The sequence below is a fragment of the Micromonospora radicis genome (genome assembly GCF_003583405.1).
GTDB classification, from domain to species: Bacteria; Actinomycetota; Actinomycetes; order Mycobacteriales; family Micromonosporaceae; genus Micromonospora; species Micromonospora radicis.
On the sequence record NZ_QXEC01000001.1, the window covers coordinates 548,405 to 562,353 of the forward strand.

Annotated in this window: 16 protein-coding genes and 1 pseudogene; 10 read left to right on the forward strand and 7 right to left on the reverse strand. The window is 72.4% G+C overall.

From position 1 onward, the window contains the following. The first annotated feature begins 67 nt into the window (after window positions 1–67). Entirely contained in the window at window positions 68–931 is an 864-nt protein-coding gene (gene ygiD / locus D2L64_RS02525) for a 4,5-DOPA-extradiol-dioxygenase (RefSeq protein ID WP_233558719.1), read from the forward strand. 245 nt (window positions 932–1,176) lie between these two features. On the opposite strand, the pseudogene D2L64_RS02530 reads toward ygiD, so the two are convergent. Then, window positions 1,177–1,347: pseudogene (locus D2L64_RS02530) on the reverse strand (4-hydroxy-tetrahydrodipicolinate synthase); the annotation flags it as partial. Between the two features lie 120 nt (window positions 1,348–1,467). On the opposite strand from D2L64_RS02530, the gene D2L64_RS02535 reads away from it, so the two are divergent. The 8 genes from D2L64_RS02535 to D2L64_RS02570 all read left to right on the forward strand — a co-directional run bounded on the left by D2L64_RS02535 (window position 1,468) and on the right by D2L64_RS02570 (window position 8,441). After that, a complete protein-coding gene (locus D2L64_RS02535) occupies window positions 1,468–1,860 on the forward strand; it encodes a phosphotransferase family protein (RefSeq protein WP_119572770.1) in 393 nt (130 codons plus the stop codon). 36 nt (window positions 1,861–1,896) lie between these two features. Next, window positions 1,897–3,381 (forward strand): flavin-containing monooxygenase, encoded by a 1,485-nt coding sequence (locus tag D2L64_RS02540; protein ID WP_119572771.1) that lies wholly within the window; start codon window positions 1,897–1,899, stop codon window positions 3,379–3,381. Continuing rightward, complete coding sequence (locus D2L64_RS02545; RefSeq protein ID WP_119572772.1) at window positions 3,374–4,237, forward strand: SDR family NAD(P)-dependent oxidoreductase; 864 nt, start codon at window positions 3,374–3,376, stop codon at window positions 4,235–4,237. The genes D2L64_RS02540 and D2L64_RS02545 overlap by 8 nt, the downstream gene beginning before the upstream one ends. Continuing rightward, window positions 4,185–4,574: an FCD domain-containing protein gene (locus D2L64_RS02550; protein ID WP_233558720.1), complete on the forward strand. Its 390-nt coding sequence runs from the start codon at window positions 4,185–4,187 to the stop codon at window positions 4,572–4,574. Before D2L64_RS02545 ends, D2L64_RS02550 begins: the two co-directional genes overlap by 53 nt. Before the next feature lie 10 nt (window positions 4,575–4,584). Then, window positions 4,585–5,670, forward strand: a complete 1,086-nt coding sequence (locus tag D2L64_RS02555; RefSeq protein ID WP_119572773.1) for an S-(hydroxymethyl)mycothiol dehydrogenase — start codon at window positions 4,585–4,587, stop codon at window positions 5,668–5,670. Continuing rightward, window positions 5,670–6,299 (forward strand): MBL fold metallo-hydrolase, encoded by a 630-nt coding sequence (locus D2L64_RS02560; protein ID WP_119572774.1) that lies wholly within the window; start codon window positions 5,670–5,672, stop codon window positions 6,297–6,299. Before D2L64_RS02555 ends, D2L64_RS02560 begins: the two co-directional genes overlap by 1 nt. 74 nt (window positions 6,300–6,373) lie before the next feature. Further along, a complete protein-coding gene (locus D2L64_RS02565) occupies window positions 6,374–7,474 on the forward strand; it encodes a DUF3626 domain-containing protein (RefSeq protein WP_233558721.1) in 1,101 nt (366 codons plus the stop codon). A gap of 268 nt (window positions 7,475–7,742) precedes the next feature. Beyond that, on the forward strand, window positions 7,743–8,441 hold the full coding sequence (locus D2L64_RS02570; protein ID WP_119572775.1) for a hypothetical protein: 699 nt from the start codon (window positions 7,743–7,745) through the stop codon (window positions 8,439–8,441). Between the two features lie 74 nt (window positions 8,442–8,515). Here the strand turns inward: D2L64_RS02570 and D2L64_RS02575 are convergent, their stop codons facing one another. Both D2L64_RS02575 and D2L64_RS02580 read right to left on the reverse strand, forming a co-directional pair. Beyond that, window positions 8,516–9,955, reverse strand: coding sequence for an MFS transporter (locus tag D2L64_RS02575; RefSeq protein WP_119572776.1), 1,440 nt, complete (start codon window positions 9,953–9,955; stop codon window positions 8,516–8,518). 61 nt (window positions 9,956–10,016) lie between these two features. Beyond that, window positions 10,017–10,253: a hypothetical protein gene (locus D2L64_RS02580; RefSeq protein WP_119572777.1), complete on the reverse strand. Its 237-nt coding sequence runs from the start codon at window positions 10,251–10,253 to the stop codon at window positions 10,017–10,019. Window positions 10,254–10,580: 327 nt separating this feature from the next. Here D2L64_RS02580 and D2L64_RS02585 point away from each other — a divergent pair, with 327 nt between their 5' ends. Beyond that, on the forward strand, window positions 10,581–11,483 hold the full coding sequence (locus tag D2L64_RS02585) for an SDR family oxidoreductase (RefSeq protein WP_119572778.1): 903 nt from the start codon (window positions 10,581–10,583) through the stop codon (window positions 11,481–11,483). Between the two features lie 129 nt (window positions 11,484–11,612). Here the strand turns inward: D2L64_RS02585 and D2L64_RS02590 are convergent, their stop codons facing one another. The 4 genes from D2L64_RS02590 to D2L64_RS27020 form a co-directional block, all read right to left on the reverse strand. Beyond that, window positions 11,613–12,272 carry a nucleotidyl transferase AbiEii/AbiGii toxin family protein gene (locus tag D2L64_RS02590; RefSeq protein WP_233558722.1) on the reverse strand — a complete coding sequence of 220 codons (660 nt, stop codon included), beginning with the start codon at window positions 12,270–12,272 and terminating at the stop codon, window positions 11,613–11,615. Next, the gene (locus D2L64_RS02595) at window positions 12,269–12,610 is read right to left on the reverse strand and encodes a hypothetical protein (protein ID WP_119572780.1); all 342 of its coding nucleotides are present in this window, start codon (window positions 12,608–12,610) and stop codon (window positions 12,269–12,271) included. The genes D2L64_RS02590 and D2L64_RS02595 overlap by 4 nt, the downstream gene beginning before the upstream one ends. 179 nt (window positions 12,611–12,789) lie before the next feature. Next, the gene (locus tag D2L64_RS02600; protein WP_119572781.1) at window positions 12,790–13,455 is read right to left on the reverse strand and encodes a Type 1 glutamine amidotransferase-like domain-containing protein; all 666 of its coding nucleotides are present in this window, start codon (window positions 13,453–13,455) and stop codon (window positions 12,790–12,792) included. Between the two features lie 43 nt (window positions 13,456–13,498). Further along, window positions 13,499–13,699 carry a hypothetical protein gene (locus tag D2L64_RS27020; RefSeq protein ID WP_147376171.1) on the reverse strand — a complete coding sequence of 67 codons (201 nt, stop codon included), beginning with the start codon at window positions 13,697–13,699 and terminating at the stop codon, window positions 13,499–13,501. Window positions 13,700–13,949: the final 250 nt, after the last annotated feature.

Sequence of the window (13,949 nt, forward strand, 5' to 3'; positions counted from 1 at the left end):
CGGGACCGGGCGCAGCGCACCGGTGACCCGGCTACGCTCGGTCCAGCGCGAAGGCAGGAGGCCGAGCATGAGCAGTGCTACCACGGTGATGCCGGCCGTGTTCTTCGGTCACGGCACCCCGATGAACGCGCTGGAGGTCAACCGGTACACGGCGGCGTGGCGGGCCTTCGGCCGGTCGGTGCCCCGGCCCCGGGCGATCCTGGTCGTCTCCGCCCACTGGTACATCGGCGCCACCGCGGTCACCGCCATGCCCCGTCCCCGGACCATCCACGACTTCTACGGCTTCCCGCAGGAGTTGTTCGACGTCCGCTATCCGGCGCCCGGCCTGCCGGAGCTGGCCGAGGAGATCTCCGATGTGGTGCACCCGACCTGGGTCGGCGCCGACGTCGACTCCTGGGGCATCGACCACGGCACCTGGTCGGTGCTGGTGCACGCCTTCCCCGAGGCGGACATCCCGGTGGTGCAGCTGAGCATCAACGCGTTCAAGGGCCTCGACCATCATCTCGAGCTGGGCGCCAGACTGGCGCCGCTACGCGAACGGGGCGTGCTGGTGGTGACCAGCGGCAACGTCGTGCACAACCTCGGCGGCGTCGACCGGCGGCTGGTCGACCAGGGCTTCGACTGGGCACAGCGCTTCGACGAGGCGGCCAAGGCGACCATGCTCGGTACGCCGACCGAGGCCGGCCGGCTCGACGGCCACCGGGACTTCGGCCTGGCCGTGCCGACCCCCGACCACTTCATTCCGCTGCTCTACCTGGCCGGCCTGGCCGGCGCCGCCGACGCCACGGCCGACGTGCTGGTGGACGGCTACGCGTACGGGTCGCTGTCGATGACCGCGTACACGCTCGGCCTGTCCGGGCACGCCGACCGGTCGCTGCCCGGCGTACCCACGTTGCCCGACGCGGTACCCGCCGACTCCACGAACCTCTGATCCGCCGGCACGGTCGTGTCTCGAAGTCGGTTGCGGCGGGCCGGTGATCGATAGGCAGCGTTGGATGATCAGCGGTGGCGTCATGGCTGGCAGCCCGGGAGTGGGTTACCTTCAGAGCGCTGATTTCATGGTGAAATAAAAATTTCAGGGTGAAATCACGCCTACCCGCGGGTCTGTCTCCGGCCAGCCGAACTGCGTCGTCGGTTAGAGCCTGGGTCGAAGTCGGTCACCGCCACTCGCACGGCCTAGCTAGTCACGGCGGCGAGCCGGCGCCGCGCCGTGGCGGTGCTGGCCGGCGCGGCGGGTAGCAGCGGTAGCCGGACCGCCGGGGAGGGGATCCGGCCCTGCGCGTGCAGGACCGCCTTGAGCACGGTCGGGTTGGGCTCGGCGAACAGCGCCGCGGACAGGGCGGCCAGCGACCGCTTCACCGCCGGCCCTCGGCCCACCGGCGGGTGACCGGGCGCCATCCGCACCGGTGCCCCGGCCCTCGTCGGGGCGGCCGCCACCCATGGCGCGGGCCGGTTACCGTCGCGGCCATGGCAGAGCCGACACCGTTCGCCGCCGGACGGGAGGCCGACCTGTACGCCCTCGACGGCGACCGGGTGCTGCGCCGCTACCGCGACGGTGGTGACGTCACCGTCGAGTCCGGCTTCATGGCCCACCTGCACGCGGCCGGCTTCCCGGTGCCCCGGGTGCACCACGCCGCCGGGCCGGACCTGGTCATGCGGCGGGTGCCCGGCCCGACCCTGCGGCAGCCACTGGCCGCCGCCGCGGGCGAGCTGATGCGGGCCTACCTGCGGGCGATCCGCGGCCACGCCGAACCGCTGGTCGCCGGGGTGGCGGCGATCCGCGGCACCAACCCCACGCTGGGTCGCGCCGAACACGCCCTGCTGCCGGCCGCCACCGCGCTCGTCACCGCCGCCCGATAGGGTCCGGATCAGCATCCACGCGAATCGGGAGGCGCGATGGTCCCGGGCCACGTCGACGTACTCATCGTGGGCGCCGGGCTGTCCGGGATCGGTGCCGCCTGCCAGCTGCGTCGCCGCTGCCCCGACAAGACCTTCGCCGTGCTGGAGGCGCGCGAGGCGATCGGCGGCACCTGGGACCTGTTCCGCTATCCGGGCTTACGCTCCGACTCCGACATGTTCACCCTCGGCTACTCGTTCGCCCCGTGGCGGGCGCCGAAGGCGATCGCCGCCGGCAGCACCATCCTGGACTACCTGCGCCGGGTCGCCGACGAGCACGACGTGACCCGGCACGTCCGGTTCCGGCACCGGGTGGTGCGCGCCGAGTGGTCCAGCCGGCAGGCCCGCTGGACGGTGCTGGTACGCCGCGACGACACCGCCGAGACGGTCACCCTGACCTGTGCCTTCCTGTACGCCTGCACCGGCTACTACCGCTACGACACCGGCCACACCCCGCGGTTCACCGGGCAGGAGCGGTTCGCCGGGCGGATCGTGCACCCGCAGCACTGGCCGGCCGACCTCGACCACGCCGGTCGTACCGTGGTGGTGATCGGCAGCGGCGCCACCGCGGTGACCCTGGTCCCGGCGCTGGCCCGCCGCGCCGCCCGGGTGACCATGCTGCAACGCTCACCCACCTACGTGCTGGCGTTGCCCGCCCGCGACGCGCTCGCCGACCGGCTGCGCCGCCACCTGCCGGCGGGCTGGGCGTACCGGCTGATCCGGTCGAAGAACGTCCTGCTGCTGACGGCGAACTACCAGCTCAGCCGGCGCGCGCCCGGGCTGGTACGCCGGCTGCTGCGCCGGTCGGTGGCCCGGCGGCTGCCGGCCGGCTTCGACGTGGACCGCCACTTCGCCCCCCGCTACGACCCCTGGGACCAACGGTTGTGCGTCGACCCCGACGGGGAGTTGTTCGCCGCGCTGGCCGACGGGCGTGCCGAGGTGGTCACCGACACCGTCGACCGGTTCACCGCGGACGGCATCCGGCTGACCTCCGGCGCGCACCTGCCGGCCGACGTGGTGGTCACCGCCACCGGCCTCGAACTGCTCGCCCTGGGCGGGATGACGCTGCGGGTGGACGACGTGGACGTCGACCTGCCGCGGACCGTCGCGTACAAGGGCCTGATGCTCTCCGGCGTACCGAACTTCGCGATGACCCTCGGCTACACCAACGCCTCCTGGACCCTCAAGGCCGACCTGGTCGCCGGGTACGTGTGCCGGCTGCTGCGCCACCTGGACCGCACCGGCACGCGGGTGGTCACCCCGCTCGCCCCGACCGACGGGTACCGCGCCCCGCTGATCGGTCTCAGCTCCGGGTACGTGCGGCGAGGCGTGGCGGCCCTGCCCCGGCAGGGCCGGCGGGCACCCTGGCGGCTGCACCAGAACTACCCGCTCGACCTGCTGCGGTTGCGGTACGGGCGGCTCACCGACCCCGGCGTCCGGTTCAGCCGGGCCGACTCGGCACCACGGAGGTCCGTCGATGCGTAGGTTCGACTTCACCGGCGGCACCGCCGTGGTGACCGGTGCCGCCGGTGGGATCGGCGCCGCCCTGGCCGACGGGCTGGCCCGGCGGGGCAGCGACCTGGTCCTGCTGGACCGGGACGCGGCCCGGCTCGACGGCGTGGCCGATCGGATCCGCGCCACCGGCCGGACGGTGTGGACCCACCAGGTCGACCTGTCCGACGCGGGCGCCACCGCGGCCGTCGCCGACCTGGTCCGCGACCGGCATCCCCGGCTCCGGCTGCTGGTCAACAACGCCGGAGTGGCGCTCGGTGGCCGCTTCGACGAGGTGACCTTCGACGAGTTCAGCTGGGTCGTCGAGGTGAACTTCCGGGCGGTGGCCCAGCTGACCCACGCGCTGCTGCCGGCGCTGCGCGCCGAGCCCGGCGCCCACCTGGTCAACGTCAGCAGCCTGTTCGGCCTGATCGCGCCGCCCGGCCAGGTCGCCTACGCGGCCAGCAAGTTCGCGGTGCGCGGCTTCACCGAGGCGCTGCGGCACGAACTCGCCGTCGACGGCATCGGCGTGACCTGCGTGCATCCCGGCGGGGTGCGGACCCGCATCGCCGCCGACGCCCGGGTGGGCAGCGGGGTGGACCGGGTGCGCTACGAGGACGGCCGGCGGCGGTTCGAGCGGCTGCTCACCATCGACCCGGCGACCGCCGCCGAGGCGATCCTGCGCGGCGTGACCCGCCGCCGCCCGCGGGTACTGATCGGCTGGTCGGCCCGGCTGCCGGAGCTGCTGGCCCGGATCGCGCCGGCCGGCCACGGCCGGCTGCTGACCGCCCTCGGCCGTGCCGAGGCCCGGCGCGCCGATCCGGCCGCGCGGGCCCGGACGCCGGTGTGAGCGACGGTCCGCTTCCGGCACCTCACCGTCGGCCGACCAGGCGTTCCACGCCACCATCGTCGACGCGGCCGGCAACGAGATCCTCGCCGAGCTTTACCAGCGGCTGCGTGACCGGCAACTGCGGATGGGGGAAACCACCTTGCGGCTCTCCCCGCGCTGGGCGCAGATGGCGCTGACCGAGCACGCCGTCGTCGACCCGGGCGGGTCGGTCACCGCCCGGGAGCTGTGCTTATCCGTGCCGTCGGCGGTAGGTTCGCCTCCGGGAGTGATCGTCGGCGTCGTCGGCTCTCCGGCGACGCCGCGGTACGGCGGCGGCGCGACGTGTCGGCGCGGATGAGGAGGAGAGCGTGAGCCAGCAGGTCAGGGGAGTCATCTCGCGGAGCAAGGGCGCGCCCGTCGAGGTCACCGACATCCTGGTGCCCGACCCCGGTCCCGGCGAGGCGGTGGTACGGGTGCAGTCCTGCGGGGTCTGCCACACCGACCTGCACTACCGCGAGGGTGGGATCAACGACGACTACCCGTTCCTGCTCGGCCACGAGGCGGCCGGCGTGGTCGAGCAGGTCGGTGCGGGCGTCGACGCCGTCGCACCCGGCGACTTCGTGGTGCTCAACTGGCGCGCGGTCTGCGGCGTGTGCCGGGCCTGCCGGCGTGGCCGGCCCTGGTACTGCTTCGCCACCCACAACGCCGCCCAGAAGATGACCCTCACCGACGGCACCGAACTCGCCCCGGCCCTGGGCATCGGCGCGTTCGCCGAGAAGACCCTGGTGCACGCCGGGCAGTGCACCAAGGTGGACCCGGCCGCCCGGCCCGCCGCCGTCGGCCTGCTCGGCTGCGGGGTGATGGCCGGGCTCGGCGCGGCGATGAACACCGGCGGGGTGACCCGCGGCGACTCGGTGGCGGTGATCGGCTGCGGTGGCGTCGGCGACGCGGCGATCGCGGGCGCGGCACTGGCCGGCGCGACGACGATCATCGCGGTGGACACCGACTCCCGCAAGCTCGACTGGGCCCGCAGGTTCGGCGCCACCCACACCGTGAACGCCTCCGAGGCCGATCCGGTGACGGAGATCCAGGCCGCCACCGGCGGCTTCGGCGCCGACGTGGTGATCGACGCGGTGGGCCGGCCGGAGACCTGGAAGCAGGCCTTCTACGCCCGCGACCTGGCCGGCACGGTCGTGCTGGTCGGCGTACCCACCCCCGACATGCGGGTCGAACTGCCGCTGCTGGACGTCTTCGGCCGGGGCGGGGCGTTGAAGTCCAGCTGGTACGGCGACTGCCTGCCCAGCCGCGACTTCCCCATGCTCACCGAGCTGTACCTGCAGGGCCGTCTGGACCTGGACGCCTTCGTCACCGAGGAGATCGGTCTGGACGGGGTCGAGGAGGCGTTCGCCCGGATGCACCGGGGCGACGTGCTGCGTTCGGTGGTGGTGTTCTGATGCCGGCCCGCGTCGAGCACACCGTCACCTCCGGCACCTTCTCCCTGGACGGGCAGACCTTCGACGTCGACAACAACGTCTGGGTCGTCGGTGACGACACCGAGTGCGTGGTCGTCGACGCCCCGCACGACGTGGACGCCATCCTGAAGCTGGTGGCCGGGCGCCGGGTGGTCGCGATTGTCGCCACCCACGCCCACGACGACCACGTCCGGGTGGCCCCGCAGCTGTCCCGGGCCACCGGCGCGCCGGTCCTGCTGCACCCCGCCGACCGGGTGCTGTGGGACATGGTGCACCCCGACGAGGCGCCGGGCGGCCACCTCGGCGACGGCCAGCGGATCGAGGTCGGCGGCGCCACCCTGACCGTGCTGCACACCCCTGGACACAGCCCCGGCGCCTGCTGCCTGTACGCGCCCACGCTCGGCGTCGTCTTCACCGGCGACACGCTGTTCGCCGGTGGCCCGGGTGCCACCGGCCGCTCGTTCAGCGACTTCGGCACGATCGTCGACTCGATCCGCGACCGGCTGCTCACCCTGCCGCCGCAGACCGTCGTGCACACCGGGCACGGTGACAGCACCACCATCGGCGCCGAGGCGCCGCAGCTGCCGCAGTGGCTGGCCCGGGGACACTGACCGACCGACCGGGCGGGCCGGCGCACCGGGAATCCGGGTGGCGCCGGCCCGCCCGCCCCGGCGAGACTGCGCCGGTGCCCGCACCGCGACCGACCCTGACCCCGGCCCAACGGGCCGCCCTGCGCCACGTCCGCGCGGTGGCGCGGCGCGACCGCCCCGCCGCGCTGGCGGCCGTCGGCCGGGCGCTCGCCGGTTCGGCGTACGACCCGGCGAGCCTCCTCGCGGCGGTCACCGGGTCGGGTCGGGTCACCCTGAACTTCCATCCCGACCGGCTGCTCACCGACGGCCGGTCGGTCGCCGAGGCGCTCGCCGCCGAGGGGCGCTACCGCAGCCAGTTCGAGACGGGCATCTCCAACGGTGGTCTGACCGCGTACCCGGGCGGTGACCGGGACCGCTGGGAGCGGCGCCTGTTCGGCGGCGCGTACCAGCGACCGGGCGTGCCCCCGGCGCAGCGGCCGAAGTACGGCGGTCTGAACCTGCTCGACCATCCCGACGGCGCCTGCCCCCGGTTCGGCTCCTGCCACCTGCGGCTGCGGCCCGAGGTGCTCGACCGGACCACGTTCTGTCTCGGTGACAGCCACCTCGGCCCGAGCCAGGTCGGCACCGTCGACGTCTTCGAGCCGGTGCTGGCCGGGCTGCTGACGGCGCTGGCGGCGACCGGTACCTGCCTGGGTCGGTCCGGCACGGACCTGGTCGCCCTGGTCGCCGCGCCGCGCGGCGGCGGGGACCGGCACGCCCGGGTGCCCCGACCCGTCGGACGGGCTCTCGACGACTACGTCGAGGCCCAGGTGCACGCCGACGTGGACCTGGGCCGGGACGTGGCGGAGCTGGTGGCCGACCCCTCGTTCCAGGGCACCGCCACCGGGGCGACACTGGCCGCCGCGGCCCGCCGGTACGGCTTCCCGCTGCGCTGGCACACCGGCTTCACCCTGCCGGTGCACCTGGTCGACGCCGAGTTCCGTGGGCCGGCCATCCCGCCGCTGGCCGCCCGGGTGCACGCCGAGTTCGCCCGGCCGGGTGAACCGCTGCACGCGGCGCTGATCGGCCGGGCCGCGGCGTCACTGGTGACCGAGCCGGAACGCTGGGCGGACCGGGGTCCGCTCGCCGACACCCGGCAGCACCTCAAGCAGCTCTGGCACGTCCTGGTCCGCTTCGGTACGCCGTACCCCGGCTGACCTGCCCGGGGCGCCGCGCGCTGGCGGTGTCCGCGCGACCGGCCGCCGTCGCCGATGTCCGTTTCGTGCCTGGTGGTGGCCGGCCGTCCGGCGTGCGGCGTGAGCCAGGTCGCAGCCTTCGGGGATAGCGGCATTTCCGGAATGACCGACACGTCGGCTGGGTTGTGTCCCCCATAGTGCCGGCTCCCAAACGTGGACCGGCCTGCCTCAGTTCCCCCGAGAGCGGCTCAACCCCGAGCGGCTCGTAACGATCGAAAGGGCAACCATCGTGAAGCTGGACTTCACTCGATGGCTCCCGGCCATCGCGACGAACCCGAACCGCAAGACCACGCTGAGCGTGGTGGGCGTGACCGCCCTCGCCGGACTGGCCCTCGGGCCGACCGCCGTCGCCGCACCCGTCACCACCGGCCCGCACGAGGGCGCTGTCGCGGCGATCGACAGGGCCACTGGCCGGGACGGCGCGGACACCACCGTCGAGTCCGGGCTGACCACCGGTGGCCGCACCGACAGGCCGACCGCCGGCAAGCCCACCCGCCAGGAGCTGATCCCGTACGGCGTGCAGGGCGCGCAGTCGCGGGTTCCGCTCGACGACGCCCAGCGCCAGAACGCCAAGACCATCATCGAGGTCGCCAAGAAGACCGGCGTCGGCGAGCGGGGTGCGGTGATCGGCATCGCCACCGCGCTACAGGAGTCGAAGCTGTACAACCTGGGTCACCTGGGCGCGTCCAACGACCACGACTCGCAGGGGCTGTTCCAGCAGCGTCCGTCGACGGGCTGGGGCAGCGTCGCGCAGATCACCGACCCGGAGTACTCGTCGACCGCGTTCTTCGAGGCGCTCAAGAACGTCGGCGGGTGGCGGGACATGCCGCTGACCACCGCGGCGCAGACGGTGCAGGTCTCGGCCTACCCGTTCCACTACGCCCAGTGGGAGGAGCAGTCGGCGGACATCGTCTCCCAGCTGTGGTGAGCTGAGCCGCCAGGAGCGTGACGGATCGGCCGGCCCCGGTACCCGGGGTCGGCCGATCCGCGTCCGTACCCCGCTCAGGAACGGTCCGCGGCCGCGTCGCCGCCGGCGCGGTGCCGGCGGATGTCGACGACGGCCACGAGCAGCGCCAGTGTGATGATCCCGGCGGAGACCAGCAGGGAGAGTTCGAAGGCCCGCGACCAGGAGTCCCCGGACACCATCGAGAAGAACACCGCCCCCACCACGGCGATGCCGGCCGCCGAGCCGATCCGCTGGCCCGTCTGGAGCATCCCCGCGCCGCTGCCCGCCTGCGGCACCGGCACCTGCGACAGGGTCAACGTCTGGTTCGGGGCGATCACCAGACCGCTGCCGATGCCGGCGAGCAGCAGGGGAGCGGCGGTCACCCAGGGCACCGGGGCGTGTGGCGCCAGCTCGATGGCCAGGGCCACCAGGGCGAGCCCGACCACCACGGCGAGCAGCCCGACGGCGACCAGCGGCCGGCCGAACCGGTTGACGATCCGCCCGCCCACCGCCGAGGCGACCGCCGAACCGAGTGCGAACGGGGTGATCGCCAGGCCGGCGACCAGCGCGCTGTAGCCCCGCCCGTTCTGCAGGTACAGCGTGAAGATGAAGAAGATCGCGGTGAAGCCGCCGAAGTAGACAAGCGCGATCAGCGACCCGAGGGCGTACGACTGCCGCCGGAACAGCCGCACGTCGAACAACGGCGGCCCGTCGCGGGCGTACCGGCGCTCCCAGAGCACGAAACCGGCCAGCGTGACCAGGCCGACCGGCAGCAGCAGCCACTTGGCCGGGCCGTGCCACTGCTCCCGCTGCACCAGCGGCAGCAGCACCAGGGTCACCCCGACACCGAGCAGCAGCACCCCGACCGGATCGGAACGGCGGCGGACCGCCTTGCCCACCGGCCGGTGCGGGACGAGTCGCCAACCGAGGACCACCGCGACGATCCCGACCGGCACGTTGACGAAGAACACCCACCGCCAGCCGTGCTCCGCGCCGCCCGCGGCGATCAGCAGCCCGCCGAGCAGCGGACCGACGGCGGTGGAGATGCCGATGGTGGCGCCGAGCAGGCCGAACGGCCGGGCCCGTTCGGACCCCTGGAAGAGTTGCTGGATCATCCCGATCACCTGCGGGTTCACCAGACCGGCGGCGGCGCCCTGCAACAGCCGGGCGGCGACCAGCCAGGTGGGGGACTGGGCGAGACCGGCCAGCGCGCTGGTCACCGTGAACAGGGCGATGCCGAACACGAACGCGTTGCGTCGGCCGTGCACGTCACCGAACCGTCCCGCCGGTACCAGCACCAGCCCGAAGGTCAACGCGTAGCCGGACAGCACCCACTGCAGGTCGGCCGGGGTGGCGTTCAGCGACCGGTCCAGTGACGGGATCGCCACGTTGACGATGCTGATGTCCAGCAGCGTCATGAACGCCGCGACCAGCCCGACGCCGAGCGCCTGCCACCGGCGTCGCTGGTCGTACGGCTGGGGGCTGGTCGAACTCATCGTGCTCCCGTCGCTCGGGCGCGGTCCCGTCCGCCGGGCAACGTACGTCCGGCGGCGCCCGTCACGCCAGCTGCTGCGCGCAGAACCGGGGACCGAAGTCGAGCCCAGCCATCGGCGAGTCCTCCCGGTGCAGCAGGTTCTTCTCGGTGAGCAGATGCAGCGGGGTCTGCAACTGCTCCTCGGTGAGGCCGCACTCCTGAGCGATCATGTCCGGGTACGGCACCTGCCCGCGTGCCTCCAGGGCCGCCACCGCGTCGTAAACCCGAGCCTCGACGTCCGACAGCTGCACCTGACGCATGGTGTCCTCCTCGCACTCGACCCGCCCGACCCAGGCGGCCTGCGCCGCGCGGTTACCCCCTGCGCCAACGAAGATTCCCCAGCACCCTCTCCCTCTCCCTCTCCCTCTCCCGCCTCCACTCCCGTCGATCATGCAACTTCGGTCGCCGTTACGACCGTTATGGCAGTCTATGCCCCGACCGGATCTCCATGATCGACGGTCCCGGGCCCCCGGGGTGAGGGATGTTATCCAGGATCCTAGGATGCTTTAGCGGGTGTGGGGCGCAGCCGGTGGGGGTAGGGCGATCGGGGAGAACCGGATCGACTCGACCCGCACGAGGAGACGTCCGTGAGCCAGGACCAGCACACCCAGCAGGACCCGACCGAGCAGTACGGCCAGCAGGCGGGGCAGCCGAGCCAGCAGCAGTCACCGCCGGGGCGTACCGACGAGATGACACCGAAGCCGGACCACGGCGAGGAGACGTACCAGGGCAGCGGCAAGCTCGACGGCAAGAAGGCGTTGATCACCGGCGGTGACTCCGGTATCGGCCGGGCGGTGGCGATCGCCTTCGCCCGGGAGGGCGCCGACGTGCTGATCTCCTACCTCGGTGCGGAGGAGGACGCCGACGCGCGGGAGACCGTACGGCTGGTCGAGGCCGCCGGCCGCAGGGGCGTCGCGGTCCGCGGCGACATCGCCGACGAGGGCAACTGCCAGGCGCTGATCGACCGTGCCCTGTCCGACCTGGGCGGCATCGACATCCTGGTGAACAACGCGGCGTACCAGATGGCGCAGGACAAGGGCATCGCCGGGATCAGCACCGAGCAGTTCGACCGGGTCCTCAAGACCAACCTGTACGCGATGTTCTGGCTCTGCAAGGCGGCGCTGCCGCACCTGGACGAGGGGTCCGCGATCATCAACACCTCCTCGATCCAGGCGTTCGACCCGTCGCCGCAACTGCTCGACTACGCCACCACCAAGGCGGGGATCGCGAACTTCACCAAGGCGCTCGCCGCCGACCTGGTCGACCGGGGCATCCGGATGAACGCCGTCGCGCCGGGGCCGATCTGGACCCCGCTGATCCCGGCGACCATGCCCCAGGAGAAGGTCGAACAGTTCGGTACGGACACCCCGGTCGGTCGGCCGGGTCAGCCCGCCGAGCTGGCGCCCGCGTACGTCTTCTTCGCCTCGCAGGAGTCGAGCTTCATCACCGGCGAGGTCCTCGGCGTCACCGGCGGCCGGTTCACCAAGTGAGGCGTGCGCAGGGGCCCCGGTCGGCACCTGCGGTAGCTGAGGGCCCCTTCTCAACGCTGCTAGGTTCGGCGGGATCGCGGTGACCGAGGATGACGATCGGGCCGGCCAGGCGCGGTGGGCCCGCCGAGATCAACGGGGCCAGTCGGCGAGCTGTCGACGAACCTCGACGATCTCCGGCGGCGCGAGGCCGTAACGGGCGAACCGGCGGTCCGGGATCCGGTCCAGGTACCGGCCGGCGGCCCGGACATCGTCGTCGTCCAGCGCGGGATCCAGCTGGCGGGCCAACTCCAGCAGCTCGGCCACGGACCGGTGCTGCAGGGCGGAGGCCACGTCGATGTAGTCGCGTACCTCCCGCCGGTTGACCAGCGCGGCGGTCTTGTTGGCGATCAGGTCGCGGACGTCCATCACCGGGCCGAGGTCCATCACCACCGGGCTCCGGTGCCGGTCGAGTCGCGCCAGGCTGAGACGGATCTGCCGGTCGTCGCGGGTGACGACGAAGTCCCGCATGTCCCGGTCGAAGCCGTCGAACAGTTCGGCGAGTTCGCTGTCCGGGTCTGCCTCGGTCACCTCGAACCCGGCGGCGCGCAGCGCGTCCCGCACCCCGGCCGCCGCCGCGGCGGCGGCCCCCTCCACGTCGGCGAAGAGGTCGACGTCCTCGGTGGGGCGGGTGACCAGCCCGTGTGCGGCCCACGCCACCCCGCCGCCGAGCACGAACCGGTACGCTCCGGCGACGGTCAACGCCACCCGGGCGACCTCGCGGTAGAAGTCGTGCGGATGGGACGCGGTCACGCCGACCGCAGACCCCGGTGCCGGCTCTCCCACGCCCCCCGTACGCCACGGGGCAGGTTCAACCGCCGCCACACCCGACGCAGCGTCCGGCCGTTGACCAGTTGCCGCAGGTCGTCGGGGTTGGTCGTCTCCCGGAGCACGTTCTCGTACATCCAGAGCAGTTGGTCGGGGTCGGCCAGGTCGAAGGCCCGGTCGCTGCTCCACATCAGCCGCACCGGCAACTCCACCACCCCGCGCGTCGGGCCCCGCAGCTCAGTGAGCGTGCGGGCCACCACGGCGGGACGACCGGGCCGGGCGAGGTACGCCACGCCGGTCGCGACGGGGGAGACGGCCTGCATGCTGTCAGGGTAACCCCAGCCAGGGCGAAAGTAGACCTACACCGCCCCCACCCGACCATCGCCGCACCTCCGGTCGTGTGGTGATCGCCCCCGTTTCGCCTGAATGGTGGTTTCCCGCTGTTCCGGATTTATCTGGACACTCTCGCGCAGTCGTGACGGTGATCACGGATCGTCGACGTTTACGACGCCGGGTTGAACAATTTCCAGTGCCCCTCGGAGATGACCTCGACGCCGCTGTCGGTCACTTTGATGGCTGTCTGATCGTCAGTGGCATACGCAGGGCCCTTGATCTCGGCGGCCCATCGTTGCGCTGCGGTCGTGGAGTACGCCGGGCTATCTGGGGTGTCGAGGTGCGGGAAGATCGAGAAATCGACGATTCCCAGTGTGTGGTCGTCCTCGTCGGGGCCGGTGAAGTATTGCCCGATCCGGGGAGCCAGCACCATGCTTCCGGCGCTGAGGCCGACGTAGACCGTGTCGGGTAGCGACGGGAGGAGATCGGCCAGTCCGGACTCTCGCATCCAGTGGCACAGGTACATTGTGTGGCCGCCGTTCACCAGCAGGGCATCGGCCTCGCGGACCCAGGAAGTCCAGCGGTCCTCATCGAGGCTTGGCAGTGCGGTGAGTTCCAGCATGCCCACTGACTTCCAGCCCAACCCCGTCATAGGGCTGGGTGATTGTCCGCTGGTGAAGCGCCATGGGCCGCCTGGCTCCCCGTACGGGCCTCCGTAGCCTGCCGTGGGGATGCAGAGAGCGTTTGCCTCGGCGATGGGTTTGCCCAGGAGATCGACCAGTGCCGCCCGGATGCTCGCGTTTCGGACGCCGGAGTCGGTGAGGAGTAGCTTCATCGCACCTCGCAGTTGTCTTGTTGTGGGAGCCGCCGGTCACTGATTATGTGTCGGCGGGTCCAGCGGGGCCGAGTTCGTCGAGGAATCCGCGGATACGGTCGGCGGCGCAGCGGCGTCGTTCGATCTCGCGGGCCCAGCCGCGTTCGGTGACGTCGGCGATGAGCTGCTCTTCGGTGCGTAACCGTTCCTGTAGCCGTGGGGTGTGGTGACGAACTTGGGGCAGGTCAGCCTTCGTCACACGCACGCTGGACAAAGTAAGGGCTCAAAGAAGTGTCCGCAGAATCACCAGAACCCCAAGTGTCCAGATAAGAAGGTTCCGCCGTTTCGGCGGTACGGTGCGGCGCTGTGGTCGTCCCCCCGGGGACCCGTGACGGATATCCGATATCGTGGGGTTTATCCTGATGTGGGGGTGGGTCGGTTGGCGCTGGTGGGGGGAATCGGCCGGGTGGTCGGGGCGCCGTGTCCCCGGTGACGGGCCCGGGTGGGGCGCTCCT

Coding starts and splice junctions, on each gene's coding strand:
- ygiD (WP_233558719.1), top strand. CDS start 68: ATGAGCAGTGCTACCACGGTGATGCCGGCCGTGTTCTTCGGTCACGGC.
- D2L64_RS02535 (WP_119572770.1), top strand. CDS start 1,468: ATGGCAGAGCCGACACCGTTCGCCGCCGGACGGGAGGCCGACCTGTAC.
- D2L64_RS02540 (WP_119572771.1), top strand. CDS start 1,897: ATGGTCCCGGGCCACGTCGACGTACTCATCGTGGGCGCCGGGCTGTCC.
- D2L64_RS02545 (WP_119572772.1), top strand. CDS start 3,374: ATGCGTAGGTTCGACTTCACCGGCGGCACCGCCGTGGTGACCGGTGCC.
- D2L64_RS02560 (WP_119572774.1), top strand. CDS start 5,670: ATGCCGGCCCGCGTCGAGCACACCGTCACCTCCGGCACCTTCTCCCTG.
- D2L64_RS02575 (WP_119572776.1), bottom strand. CDS start 9,955: ATGAGTTCGACCAGCCCCCAGCCGTACGACCAGCGACGCCGGTGGCAG.
- D2L64_RS02580 (WP_119572777.1), bottom strand. CDS start 10,253: ATGCGTCAGGTGCAGCTGTCGGACGTCGAGGCTCGGGTTTACGACGCG.
- D2L64_RS02595 (WP_119572780.1), bottom strand. CDS start 12,610: ATGCAGGCCGTCTCCCCCGTCGCGACCGGCGTGGCGTACCTCGCCCGG.
- D2L64_RS02600 (WP_119572781.1), bottom strand. CDS start 13,455: ATGAAGCTACTCCTCACCGACTCCGGCGTCCGAAACGCGAGCATCCGG.